At 33.5% G+C, this 13,279-nt stretch carries 13 protein-coding genes; 5 read left to right on the top strand and 8 right to left on the bottom strand.

All coding sequences use genetic code 11. The features are described 5' to 3' along the window. Positions 1-52: 52 nt before the first annotated feature. The 3 genes from IWX83_RS01705 to rplU all read right to left on the bottom strand — a co-directional run bounded on the left by IWX83_RS01705 (position 53) and on the right by rplU (position 1,872). Complete coding sequence (locus IWX83_RS01705) at positions 53-535, bottom strand: hypothetical protein (protein WP_196827204.1); 483 nt, start codon at positions 533-535, stop codon at positions 53-55. Between the two features lie 625 nt (positions 536-1,160). Continuing rightward, entirely contained in the window at positions 1,161-1,427 is a 267-nt protein-coding gene (gene rpmA / locus IWX83_RS01700) for a 50S ribosomal protein L27 (protein ID WP_066079927.1), read from the bottom strand. A gap of 22 nt (positions 1,428-1,449) precedes the next feature. Next, positions 1,450-1,872 (bottom strand): 50S ribosomal protein L21, encoded by a 423-nt coding sequence (gene rplU, locus IWX83_RS01695; protein ID WP_196827202.1) that lies wholly within the window; start codon positions 1,870-1,872, stop codon positions 1,450-1,452. A gap of 228 nt (positions 1,873-2,100) precedes the next feature. Between rplU and IWX83_RS01690 the strand changes: the two genes are divergently transcribed. Both IWX83_RS01690 and IWX83_RS01685 read left to right on the top strand, forming a co-directional pair. Continuing rightward, positions 2,101-3,426, top strand: a complete 1,326-nt coding sequence (locus IWX83_RS01690; RefSeq protein WP_073351988.1) for a pitrilysin family protein — start codon at positions 2,101-2,103, stop codon at positions 3,424-3,426. 11 nt (positions 3,427-3,437) lie between these two features. Continuing rightward, positions 3,438-5,486 carry an insulinase family protein gene (locus IWX83_RS01685; protein ID WP_231379756.1) on the top strand — a complete coding sequence of 683 codons (2,049 nt, stop codon included), beginning with the start codon at positions 3,438-3,440 and terminating at the stop codon, positions 5,484-5,486. 155 nt (positions 5,487-5,641) lie between these two features. On the opposite strand, the gene IWX83_RS01680 is transcribed toward IWX83_RS01685, so the two are convergent. Continuing rightward, a complete protein-coding gene (locus IWX83_RS01680; protein ID WP_073351994.1) occupies positions 5,642-6,508 on the bottom strand; it encodes a DMT family transporter in 867 nt (288 codons plus the stop codon). A gap of 109 nt (positions 6,509-6,617) precedes the next feature. Here IWX83_RS01680 and IWX83_RS01675 point away from each other — a divergent pair, with 109 nt between their 5' ends. After that, positions 6,618-6,995, top strand: coding sequence for a heavy-metal-associated domain-containing protein (locus tag IWX83_RS01675; protein WP_073352027.1), 378 nt, complete (start codon positions 6,618-6,620; stop codon positions 6,993-6,995). A 288-nt stretch (positions 6,996-7,283) separates the two neighbouring features. Here the strand turns inward: IWX83_RS01675 and gldD are convergent, their stop codons facing one another. From gldD to mutY, 4 genes are read right to left on the bottom strand one after another with little or no spacing between them, the layout of a single operon-like run. Then, complete coding sequence (gene gldD / locus IWX83_RS01670) at positions 7,284-7,847, bottom strand: gliding motility lipoprotein GldD (protein WP_073351995.1); 564 nt, start codon at positions 7,845-7,847, stop codon at positions 7,284-7,286. Positions 7,848-7,853: 6 nt separating this feature from the next. Next, positions 7,854-9,149, bottom strand: coding sequence for a gliding motility-associated protein GldE (locus tag IWX83_RS01665; RefSeq protein WP_196827200.1), 1,296 nt, complete (start codon positions 9,147-9,149; stop codon positions 7,854-7,856). A 23-nt stretch (positions 9,150-9,172) separates the two neighbouring features. Further along, a complete protein-coding gene (locus IWX83_RS01660; RefSeq protein ID WP_196827198.1) occupies positions 9,173-9,613 on the bottom strand; it encodes a single-stranded DNA-binding protein in 441 nt (146 codons plus the stop codon). 45 nt (positions 9,614-9,658) lie between these two features. Next, complete coding sequence (gene mutY / locus IWX83_RS01655) at positions 9,659-10,693, bottom strand: A/G-specific adenine glycosylase (RefSeq protein ID WP_073352001.1); 1,035 nt, start codon at positions 10,691-10,693, stop codon at positions 9,659-9,661. Between the two features lie 132 nt (positions 10,694-10,825). Here mutY and IWX83_RS01650 point away from each other — a divergent pair, with 132 nt between their 5' ends. Further along, complete coding sequence (locus IWX83_RS01650) at positions 10,826-11,116, top strand: HU family DNA-binding protein (RefSeq protein WP_066080765.1); 291 nt, start codon at positions 10,826-10,828, stop codon at positions 11,114-11,116. 407 nt (positions 11,117-11,523) lie between these two features. Beyond that, positions 11,524-13,068 (top strand): ribonuclease E/G, encoded by a 1,545-nt coding sequence (locus IWX83_RS01645; RefSeq protein ID WP_073352029.1) that lies wholly within the window; start codon positions 11,524-11,526, stop codon positions 13,066-13,068. The last annotated feature ends 211 nt before the right edge of the window (positions 13,069-13,279 follow it).

The raw sequence follows: 13,279 nt of genomic DNA, 5'->3' as shown, positions 1-13,279 counted from the left end.
AAAACCGTAAAGTGCAATTTTGAAGTATTTTACGGTTTTTTTTTGTGTCTTTTTACCAATCGCTCTTTGCAGGCTTTTTGATTGTAAACAACTGTATCAAATGCGGATTTAAAGTTTCAGTACTATTATTGAATAGAGATGGTTTTTTTATGGTTTTATTCCTTTTTAATAAGGCTTGCTCGATCGTATACTCATTAGTAGCTTGAATTAGCAAGCCATCTTTGTTAATAATACGTGGTTCTTCAATAAAGCGTGTGTTAAAAACAGAGACCCGATATTTATTTTTCTTCACTTCAATTTTGAATTCAGCGACAATCGGATGGAGCATTTTGTCACTGAAATTTGTTTTTTTTATAATTCCGGTGGAATCGGTTTTAAACTCTAATAGTGGATTGCTTTTGAGTTTGGAGATGCTTGTTGAATCTTCGTAAATATATCTCCACATTATCAATTCGTCCTCAACTATAAAGTTTTTATTTTGTGCAAATGAAATGGTGGTAATCAAAAGGAAAGTGATGGATATTAATTTTTTCATTTGTACTTATTTATAATTGTTTCTTTGCGTTAGTTAATGGTTTTATTTCTTAATGTGATTCATAAGGATGCCATCATGATTTCTAATTCTTTTTTTAAGCCGTGTAGCAACAAATGATGCATTTAGTTTTTTTATAACTAGTATCATTAAATAGTGGTTGTCTTTGATGTGTTAGCGATACTTTCGTGATATATCTTTAATAAATGTCCCAACCAATATTGAGTCGCTAATAAAAGATAGAATAATGCTATTTATTAGTAATGACTCATTTATCAAATTTCATACCTAAAAAGGAGAATATAAAGGAGTTGTTAAATTCAAGACGTAAATGGTAGCGGTTGCGTTTTGCTTTACAAGCGTTTGGACATGCGAATACAATTGAATTCCTATCACCTTTTTGTTTCTTTTTGAGAACACTTTAAAAATTTGGTATTTCTGAAAATTATAAAGTTTTACGAAACTAGAAGTTTCTGCAGCGCTTTTTATTAGACTTTCTGATGGTTTTGGTTTTAATTCATTTTTAATTTTGAAATAAAAATCTATTATCAAAGTAGTCTGAAATTATTCTGCAAAAAAAAACCTCTAGATTTCTCTAAAGGTTTTTATTAATTGGAAGGCAATTCAATTATGCTTCAACTTCGAATGGAAGTATGGAAACGTATGATTTGTTATCTCTTTTCTTTTGGAACTTTACAACTCCATCTACTCTTGCGTGTAGCGTGTGGTCTTTACTGATGTAAACGTTTGCACCTGGATTATGTTTTGAACCTCTTTGTCTTACGATGATGTTCCCAGCAATAGCAGCTTGACCACCAAAAATCTTCACGCCTAGACGTTTTGATTCTGATTCTCTACCATTCTTAGAACTACCGACACCTTTCTTGTGAGCCATGACGTATTAGTTTATTTTGTTATTATTCTTGAGTATCTTCTTTTTTAGCTTTAGCTACTTTTTTCGTAGGAGCTTCTACTTCTTCTGTATTAGCTTCTACTGCCGCTTTTTTAGGAGCTGCTTTCTTAGCACCAACACCAGTAATTCCTTCGATTACAATTTGAGTAAGATATTGTCTGTGACCATTTCTCTTTTTGTATCCTTTTCTTCTTTTCTTTTTGAAAACGATAACTTTATCTCCTTTTAAGTGTTGTAACACTTTAGCTTCTACTGAAGCACCTTTTATAGCTGGGGCGCCTAAAGTGATTGTTCCGTTATCATCTAATAAAAGAACCTTGTCAAAAGAAACTTTTGAACCTTCTTCATTAGTCAAACGGTTAACATAAACCTTTAAGTCTTTGCTTACTTTGAATTGTTGCCCTGCTATCTCTACGATTGCATACATACTGAATTGTTTTAGTAATTTTTAAGGTTGCAAATATACAATTAAATATTGAACCTGCAATTAGTACTGTAAAAATTATTCTCAATCACTAACCCGTTGCTATGGTTGGACTTTAAACGAAAATAAACGTAATTAAACAGTTGTTAAATTTTCATTTGGGTTTACTTTTCATGTAACATTGTTCGCATAATTACTACTTATAAGTATATTAACAAAATTATTAACCTTATGAAAAATTCATTAATGGCTTTAGGTGCTTTGTTTATGCTAGGAGGAGTCGCTTCTGCGCAAAAAGTAGCTTTTGAGGAATACAAATTAGACAATGGCTTGCATGTGATTTTGCACAATGACCCATCTGCTCCTACTGTTATTACATCGGTAATGTACCATGTGGGTGCTAAAGATGAAAATCCTGAAAGAACTGGTTTTGCTCACTTTTTTGAACATTTATTGTTTGAAGGAACCGAGAATATCAAACGCGGTGAGTGGTTTAAAATTGTAACTGGAAACGGTGGAGTAAATAATGCGAACACTACAGATGATAGAACGTATTATTATGAGGTTTTCCCTTCTAACAACTTGGAATTAGGTTTATGGATGGAAGCAGAAAGAATGTTACACCCTGTAATCAATCAAATTGGTGTTGACACTCAAAATGAAGTGGTGAAGGAAGAAAAAAGACTTCGTGTTGATAATCAACCTTACGGAAATTTTTTGGCAGAAGTAAAAAAGAATATTTTTACCAAGCACCCATACCGTTGGGCTACAATTGGATCTATGAGCCATTTAGACGCTGCAACATTAGAAGAGTTCCAAGCTTTCAATAAGAAGTTTTACATCCCCAATAATGCTGTTTTAATTGTTGCGGGTGATTTCAAAAAAGAACAAGCGAAGGAATGGATTCAAAAATATTTTGGCCCTATTAAAAAAGGAGCGGCTATTCAAAGAGAGACATTTGTTGAAGAACCAATTACTCAAACCATAAAAGCTAAATTTGAAGATGCTAATATCCAAATCCCTGCCATCGTAGCAGCGTACAGAACGCCGTCTATGAAAACCAGAGATGCAAGAGTTTTGGACATGATTTCTTCTATTTTAAGTGATGGAAAAAGTTCAAGATTATACAAGAAAATAGTTGACGATAAGAAAATGGCTTTGCAGATTGGTGCTTTTAGCAACAACCAAGAAGATTATGGAAGTTATATCATTTACGGTTTGCCACAGGCTCCAAACACTGCCGAGAATATTCTTGCTGAAATTGACTTGGAGATCGTAAAACTACAAACAGAATTGATTTCTGAAAAAGACTTACAAAAATTACAAAATAAATTTGAAAACCAATATGTAAACAGCAACTCTACCATTGACGGTATTGCTGACAACTTGGCTTCTTATCATTTGTTATACGGTGACGTAAACCTAATCAATACCGAAATCGAAATCTACCAGTCTATCACTCGTGAAGAAATCAGAGATATTGCCAAGAAATATTTAAATCCAAACCAAAGATTAGTTTTGGATTACGTTCCATCTAAAGACAAAGCTCAAAACTAAGATATATCATTATGAAAAAATCAATATTAATTTTATCAAGCTTGTTCTTAACAGTAATCATGCAAGGACAAATCATCCCTCAGCCAAAACCCGGAGTCGCTCCAACTATAAAAATTGGAAAACCGGTAACCTTTGAATTAAAAAATGGTTTAAAAGTTATGGTCGTTGAAAACCATAAATTACCAAGAGTAGCATTCAGCCTGACTTTAGACAATGATCCGTATGCTGAAGGTGAAAAAAAAGGAGTAGCTGACATGACCAGTACTTTAATTGGAAGCGGAACTACAAAAATTTCGAAAACAGCTTTCAATGAAGAAGTTGATTTCTTAGGAGCCAACATCAATTTTAGTTCGAATGGTGCTTCAGCAAGCGCATTATCTAAATATTCTGGCAGAGTTTTAGAGTTGATGGCTGACGGTGCTTTAAACCCAAACTTCACACAAGAAGAATTTGACAAAGAGAAAACGAAGCTTATCGAAGGATTAAAAGCGAATGAAAAAAGCGTTTCAGCAGTAGCAGCAAGAGTTGTTGATGTTTTGACTTATGGAAAAAACCATCCTGCAGGTGAGTATGTAAGCGAAGCTACTTTGAAAAACGTAACTCTTGCGGATGTAAAAGCAAATTACAGTACGTATTTTGTTCCAAGTAATGCTTACCTAATTATTGTGGGGGATGTAAAATTCAACGAAACAAAAAAAATGGTAGAGAAATTCTTTGGATCATGGAAAAAAGCATCTGTTCCTTCGATTTCTTATAGCGATCCAAAAGATGTTTCTGCTACACAAATCAACTTTATTGACATGCCAAATGCGGTTCAATCAGAAGTTGCTGTGGTAAATATGTCAAATCTTAAAATGACTGATCCAGATTATTTTGCAGTTTTAGTTGCTAATCAAATCCTTGGAGGAGACTTTAACAGTTATATCAATATGAACTTAAGAGAAGCTCACGGATGGACGTATGGCGCTAGAACAAGTATCTACGGAGACAAACGCGTTTCTACGTTCAACGCTTCTACACAAGTTCGTAACGCAGTAACGGACAGTACTGTTGTTGAGATTTTCAAAGAATTCAAAAAAATCAGAACGGAGAAAGTGACTGATGAAATGTTAGCTAGCGTAAAAGCAGGATATATTGGACGATTTGTAATGCAAATTGAAAAACCACAAACGGTAGCAGGTTACGCTTTAAGAATCCAAACGCAAAGTTTGCCAGCTGATTTTTATGAAAATTATATTAAAAATATCAGTGCTGTAACTGCTGACGATATAATGAGAGTGGCTAATAAATACTTCTTGGCTGACAATAGCAGAATTGTTATTGTAGGAAAAGCAGCGGATGTAGCTTCTGGATTAGAAAAATTAAAGTTTCCAGTATCGTACTTCGATAAATACGGAAATGCAACCGCGAAACCAGAATTAAAAAAACCAGTTCCAGCAGGAGTTACTGCCAAAAGCGTTATTGATAATTACATCAAAGCTATTGGTGGAGAAAAAGCAGCTTTAGCTGTAAAAACAATCGTAATGAACGGAACTACAACTATTCCACAAGCACCATCACCATTGAATTTCACATCTAAAATTGATGCTAAAGGAAAACTAATGGTTGAATTAGCGATGGGAACAATGAGTATAATGAAGCAAGTGGTAAATGAAAAAGGGGCTTACGTAATGCAACAAGGACAACGCCAAAATATCGAAGGAACTATGCTTGCTGATTTGAAAGCTGCTGCAACACCTTTTGAAGAATTAGCTCTTTCTAAAAAACAAGGTTTAACGCTAGAAACAATTGAGTCCATTAATGGAAAAGACGCTTATGCCGTTAAAAACGGTAAAACGACATTGTTTTACGATGTAACTTCTGGTTTAAAATTAGCTGAATCTAAAGTGGTAGAACAAGGTGGTCAAAGCATCACTCAAACGACAAGTTATGGAGATTACAAAGAAGTTAAAGGAGTGAAAGTTCCTTTTAATATCATCCAAAATGTAGGTTTTGAATTAGACATAAAAATGTCTGACGTAAAAATCAACGAAGGTGTTACAGATGCTGATTTTCAATAATCAAATCTTTAATTAACAAACAAAGGCTGTCTATTTTAGGCAGCCTTTGTTATTTTACACACATTATTAAAAATAAAACCGTCCATTTGCGAATATAAATTCTCATCACTACATTCATAAAACGATGACCAATCACAACAAACAGACTACTAAAACTATTTCTTGGCTGATAAGTACACACCAATTAAAACAATAAAAGCACCAAAAAACTGAACTGGCGTCAGCATTTCATTGTCTAATAACCCCCAGCAAAAAGCAACTACAGGAATCAAATACGTTACTGAAGTAGCAAAAACAGTAGAAGACATTTGGATTAATTTAAAAAATAGAATATTAGCAATTCCAGTTCCTATAACCCCAAGAATCATAATAAACAAAACTGATTCCTGTACTTTTACATCATTGACCACTTCAAAAAAACCAGAGAAAAACAAGATGATAAATGCTGGAAATAACAACACCATAAAATTCCCGGTAGTAATACTCAATGGACTCAAGTCATGCAAATATTTTTTGATTAAATTCACATTGACAGCATAGCATATCGAAGCTATTAAAACCAAAATAGCATAGTAATAATTTTGTTCCGGATGATGAATTGCGCCGTTCAAAATCAACAAGGCGCTTCCTATTAAACCAATTAGAATTCCAAAAATTTGATTTCTTTTGAATTGCAATCCAAAAAAAAGAGCTCCTAAAATTAGTGTATTCAAAGGAGTCAAAGAATTCAAAATTGAACTCACAGAACTATCAATTTCAGTTTGCGCGATAGCAAATAAATAAGCGGGTATAAAGGTCCCAAATAAAGAAGTTAGAGCAATGTACTTCCATTTAAATGCTGGAATTTTAGACAAACTTTTAAATCCAATAAGCACTAAAAAAATAGCTGCAAAAATAATTCGCAACGATCCCAATTGCAAAGCTGTTAACCCTATTAATCCTTTTTTTATTAAGATAAATGAACTTCCCCAAACTAAGGCAAGAACGACTAAGTACACCCATTTTAACTGCTTCGATTCCATAAAAATAATTTTGCCTCAAAATTGTAATTATTTTATGAATTAGCGCTTCTTTTTTTAATTAATTTTGCACAACACGAATATGCTTTTAATCTTTAAAATTTACATCATAATGAATTTCAAAAAATCAATCGTAACACTAGTCCTTGCAAGTGTTTTATTTGTAGGATGCAAAGAAAAAGAATCCGAAACTGTATCAAAAGAAACTGCTGAAACAGCTGCTCCAAAAGTTAAAAAGGAAATCGCAGCTGCTAATCTTCAAACAGCGAGTTTCTCTGTAGAAGGAATGACATGTGCTGTAGGATGCGCCAAAACTATTCAAGAAGATTTAACAGGGCTCGAAGGAGTTCAAAAAGCAAAAGTAGATTTTGACACAAAAATGGCTACGGTAACTTTTGACAAAACAGTTCAAACACCAGAAAAACTAACAACAGTTGTAGAAGCTGCTGCTGACGGTAAAACATACAAAGTTTCGAATATGAAGTCGTAAACCAGACTTTCAAATTCTACAAAAAAAAAGCATTCGTTACTAGCGAATGCTTTTTTTATTCAAATATCCCATTGGGTGTAATTCAATATTTATGTTTTTTTTAACCACATATAAACATAGTTTCTGTGCATTTTGAAAGTCGTTTCACTTTATTCAGAGAAAACATAGCTATGTGAATCCAAGTAATGAGCTATTCAACTCTCTTTTTATATGCTTCTAGGTGGTTAAATTTTTATGTTTAGCTATTAATGTCTTTTCTGTATAATTACACCCAACGGGTTTGAAGTATTATTTCCATTTCAGGGTTTCCATTAGTCGCTGCATATCGTTTTTTATGTAACTAGCCGCAGGCATAATAGAATCATAATTCGGTTTAGCGTAAAAATAAACGGAACCCGTTACAAAGTGTTTGGTACTATCTGTTGCGTAAAACTGTGCATTTGTTGCTGCATTTCCTTCTACTTGATAAAACATTCCGTACACTTTTTTGTTGGCATTTAAATACGGTTGCTCCAGAATATCATCTGCTTTAATCACGTGTTCGTAAGTTAATTTTTGCGCATCACGCAGTAGTTCATTGATGTTTTTTGCCACTGGTTTATAAGTAAGATAAATTGTTGCCTTCATTTTTGGATATGTAATGGTGAAACCGCAATCAGTCTCTTTTTTGATAACTGCATCTGCATTCATTTCGAAAGCAAAAGGACATTCGTTTTCAAAACTCACATATTTTGCTTCGGGATAATCCAATCGCAAGTAACTTGAGGGTTTAGGCAAGACATCGTCTTTACAGCTAAAACTTAAGAATGATATGGTAATAATTAGCGAAAAAGTGATTATTTTTTTTATCATTAGTACTTATTCAATCGTTACTTTAATTTGTTTTACTCTTTTCTCATCAACTGTTTCTATTGTAAATAGGTAGTTTCCAAATGAAATTTTTTGATTTTTTTTTGGAAAATTTCCTAAAATTTCAAGAATAAATCCAGCGAGTGTCTCTGCTTCTCCTTTTTTGATCTCGAATGATTCTTCATCAACCTCCAAAATTCGGTAGAAATCCTTAAGGTTTATTTTTCCTTCAAAAAGGTAGTTTTTGTCGTCAATTTGCGAAAAATTAATGTGTTCATCATCAAATTCATCACTGATATCACCAACAATTTCTTCAATTACGTCTTCAAGAGATACTAACCCAGAGGTTCCTCCGTATTCATCAACAACGATAGCCAAATGGCTTTTCATACTTTGAAAATCTTTTAGCAAGTTGTCTAACTTTTTATTTTCAGGAACAAAAAAGGGTTCTCGTAACAAAGATTTCCAGTCAAATTCGTTCGTGTTGATATGCGGAAGCAAATCTTTGACAAATAAAACGCCTTCTATTTGGTCAATATTGTCTCGATATACTGGAATTCTTGAATATCCTTTTTCTATGATTTTGGGGCAAATAACTGAAAAAGACTCTTCAATTTCTAAGGCAAAAATATCAATTCTAGGGCTCATTACTTGTCTAGTGTCCGTGTTTCCAAAGCTTACAATGCCTTCTAATATTTTTTGTTCTTCAGAAGAAGTTTCATCCGAAGCAGTAAGTTCTAGTGCTTGCGACAGTTGATCTACTGAGAAATTTGTTTTTTGTTTTCCTAATTTGTTATGAAGGTAAATTGTAACGGCTCGCATGGGCAGGCTTATTGGCGATAGTAATTTATCCAAAAAAGCGATAGGGTAGGCAACCAGCTTGGCAAACTTTTTATTGTTTCTACTGGCATACACTTTGGGAAGTACTTCACCAAATAATAAAATCAAGAAGGTGATGATCAATACTTCAATAATGAATTTTAAAAGCGGTGCAGTTATGGCTATAAACATGCTTTTGCCGACGTACGAAAACAATAGTATTATTGATATGTTAATGAAATTATTAGCCACCATGAGTGTTGCTAATAGTTTTTTTGGTTTTTCTAAAAGTTTGGAAATTAGATTAGCTTTAGATTTGTTTTCCAGTATCATTTCGTCAATGTCTTTCTGTGACAAAGAGAATAAGGCGACTCCTGCGCCAGAAATTAATGCAGAACAAAAGAGTAAAGCGACTACAATTGCAAGGCCAAAAGCTAAAGTAGGATCAATAATATAAGTAAAAAACAAACTGGGCTCTGGGTCCACATTAATAAGGATTAGTTAGACAATTAAAATGGCAAGTCATTAATAGGCAAGACATTTTTCTCTGGGTCAAAATTAGTGTTTTTTGAAACATCAGGTGCATTGAATTGCTTGTTAGTTTCCCCCTCTTTTTTGGTAGTAAGAAAAGTAAATTCGGTTACCTGAATTTCAGTGGTGTGTTTGGTACTTCCATCCTCTGACTGCCACTGGCGGTACTTAATACGTCCTTCTACATATATTTTATCTCCTTTAGATAAGTATTTTTCACAAAGTTCAGCCGCTTTATTTCGAACAACTAAATTATGCCATTCTGTAGAGGTGATTTTTTCGTTGGTGGTTTTGTTAATGTAGACCTCGTTTGTTGCCAACTGAAATCTACCAATGCAATTGCCTCCATCAAAATAATGCATTTTGATATCATCTCCAAGAAAACCAATTAGCATTACTTTATTTAAGGTTCCGTTCATTTTAGAATGTGGTATTTTATCAAAGATACAGTTTTTTGGAAATACTTAATTCAATTCAATAAAATTATGTATCACAATTGGGAAAGGAAATGTTTTCAAAGTTTCACTATCGATCCCGTTTTTAAGTACGCCCTTAAGCGTTACTTTCCAAAACTTAATGTGTAAATGTTGGTGTGATAGTTTGTGAATGATACTCTTTTCATTACACTCGAGTAGACTAGTAACGGCGTTATTTGAAAAAAAATCTATTTGAATCTGTTCCTTGATAAAATTAAAGTCTTCTTCCTTTTCTGTTTCTATCAAGGGAAACTCATATAAATTATGCCAAATTCCTTTTGCGGTTCGTTTTTGAATTATCGTATTTTCCTTTTCATCGGCAGCAACTAGGTAGTTAAAGTATCTATTACGCACTTTTAATTTTTTAGATTTGACTGGCAGCTGATCTACTTTCTTTTTTTGCAAAGCGGCACAACTTTCGTTGAAAATACAAATGCCACAATTAGGGCTTTTTGGTACACATTGCAAAGCGCCAAACTCCATAATGGCTTGATTGAACGTTGCCGGATTGGCTTTTGGCATTAATTCGAAAGCAAGAGCAGCGAATTCTTTTTTGGCGGAAGCCAAGGCAATATCAGTCTCAATATCAAAATAACGAGATAAAACCCGAAATACATTTCCATCTACAACAGGTACAACTTCATCGTAGGAGAAAGAGGCAATTGCAGCTGCTGTGTATTCGCCCACTCCTTTTAATTGCAACAACTCCTTATAAGATCCCGGAAAAACTCCTGCTAATTCATAGGCGATGTATTGCGCCGTTTTATGCAAGTTTCGGGCACGAGAATAATAACCCAGACCTTGCCATAGTTTTAGAACTTGTTCTTCACTCGCCGCAGCTAGGTCAAAAACAGTGGGGAAGGCGGTAGTAAAAGACAAAAAGTAAGGGGTGCCTTGAGCAACTCTAGTCTGTTGTAGCATAATTTCAGAGAGCCAAATAGGGTATGGATTGGTGGTATTTCTCCATGGTAATTCGCGTTTATTTTGTAAATACCATTTTATCAATAGGTTAGAAAAATTCATCTTAAAATATTAGACTGCAAAAGTAAAAGTTTATGTGATTAAAATTTAATCAATTAGCTTGAATAATTGTTTTTTAAATTCCTATATTTGCAAACTCAAAAAAACAGTACAAAATTATAAATAGGAAAGAAAATGACGAAAGCAGATATCGTAGCAAAAATTTCAGAAAAATTAGGTCTTGAAAAAGGAGATGTACAGGCAACTGTAGAGACTTTTATGAATGAAGTAAAAAATTCATTAGAAACTGGAGACAATGTTTATTTAAGAGGTTTTGGAAGTTTTATAGTGAAAACTAGAGCGGAAAAAACAGGAAGAAATATTTCCAAGAATACTACAATAAAAATTCCTGCACACAACATTCCTGCATTCAAACCTGCAAAAGTTTTTGTAGAAGGAGTGAAAACAAATAACGAAGCAAAATAATAATATTAATTAATCATAAAATCGACAAGATATGCCAAGTGGTAAGAAAAGAAAGAGACATAAGGTAGCAACGCACAAACGTAAAAAAAGAGCGAGAGCTAACCGTCACAAAAAGAAAAAGTAGTTTTAAACTACTTTTTTCTTTTTTAAGTTTAAAAGTTCATTGAAATTGAAACAGAATGATTTAGGATTTAAGATTGCAGATGGCAGATTTTTTTTAAAATATCTGAAATCAAGAATCAAGAATCAAAAATCTTTAAGTTTCCCCGGGTACAATACCTGTTAAAATATTGTTTAATCCATCCTAACAATTCAGTTATGAGTTCTAAGTTATGAGTTGTTAGTTGTAAAGCTAAAGCTGAAAACCGAAAATTGAAAACTAAAAAGTTCGGATAAAAATGTACAGCGTGAATAAAGAATTAATCATCCGATCTAGTTCTGAAGCCGTAGATTTTGCCTTATTAAAAGATGGAAAACTAATTGAATTACACAAAGAAGAGGAGAAAAGCAACTTCCAAGTTGGTGATATTTTTATTGCCAAAATCAGGAAACCTGTTGCAGGACTTAATGCTGCTTTTGTGAATGTTGGCTTCGAAAAAGATGCCTTTTTACATTATCATGATTTAGGACCTAACTTAGCTTCCCAACTGAAATTCATAAAACTTGTAAGCGCAGGTAAATTAAAAGATTTCTCCCTAAAAACCTTTCAGTTTGAAAAAGAAATAGACAAAGATGGCACCATAACTGATGTTTTGAGTTCCAATCAATCTGTTTTAGTACAAGTCGTCAAAGAACCTATATCTACAAAGGGACCAAGAATTAGCGCTGAGCTCTCTCTTGCCGGAAGATTTATAGTTTTGGTTCCGTTTTCTGACCGTGTTTCTATTTCACAAAAAATAGAAGACAAAAAAGAGAAAGAACGCTTGAAACGATTAGTACAATCCATCAAACCAAAAGGATTTGGTGTTATTGTTCGCACAGTAGCCGAAGGCAAAAATACAGCCGAATTAGAAAAAGATTTGCAGAACCTGCTCAGCAGATGGACTGCAATGTGTAAAAAATTACCAACTGCTCATCATCCGTCTAAAGTATTAGGAGAACTCAACAGAGCCTCTTCGATATTGAGAGATGTATTTAATGATACCTTTAGTGGTATTCAGATTGATGATGAAGAGTTGTACAATCAAACCAAGGATTATTTGCAAGAAATTGCACCATCCAAACAATCAATTGTTAAGTTTTATCAATCAAAGGACACACCCATTTTTGAGAAATACAACATAGAGAGACAAATCAAAACTTCTTTTGGAAAAACAGTGTCCATGAGTAAGGGAGCTTATCTTATTATTGAACATACTGAAGCTTTGCACGTTATCGACGTCAATAGTGGAAACCGTTCTAATAAAGCCACCAACCAGGAAGATACTGCCATGGAAGTCAATATGATTGCTGCTGCCGAAATCGCTAGACAATTGCGTCTTCGAGATATGGGCGGTATCATTGTAGTCGATTTTATCGATATGTCAAATCCTGAAAATCGTAAAGTCTTGTTCGACTTCTTGAAAGAAGAAATGAGCGATGATAAAGCAAAACATAAGATCTTACCTCCGAGTAAATTTGGATTAGTCCAAATTACACGTCAAAGAGTAAGGCCCGAAGTTAATATTAAAACTAGAGAAGAGGATCCAAACAATGAAAGTGGCGAAATTGAAGCGCCAATTCAAATCATTGATAAAATCGCTTTTGATCTAGAACGAATTTTAAAAATCCATAAGCATGTTGTGCTTAATGTACATCCATTTGTGGCTGCATACCTCAGTAAAGGTTTTCCATCATTACGTTCAAAATGGTTTCTTGAACATAAGAAATGGGTGAAAATCATACCTCGTGACGCTTACACGTATTTAGAGTATCATTTCTACGATAAAAAAGGAAATGCTATTTTAGAATAATTTAAAAAACTCCTCAAGAAATTGGGGAGTTTTTTTTTGCTCTTTTTTAAACAGATAGTCTTTCTTTTAGGAGCTATTTCCAGCTTTACACTACAATCTTTTTATTTTTATGTCAAAAATAAAAAAGGATTTTCGCTTCAATCTGGGCTAGGGGATTTCTGTTTGAAATAATAGTATTTGTAATAACTCAGCCATAAAATAACTTGAAAAT

The sequence above is a fragment of the Flavobacterium sp. CG_9.1 genome (assembly GCF_015751645.1).
Lineage (GTDB): Bacteria > Bacteroidota > Bacteroidia > Flavobacteriales > Flavobacteriaceae > Flavobacterium > Flavobacterium xanthum.
The sequence above is the reverse complement of the archived record's forward strand: the minus strand, read 5'-3'. Positions and strand labels throughout refer to the sequence as shown.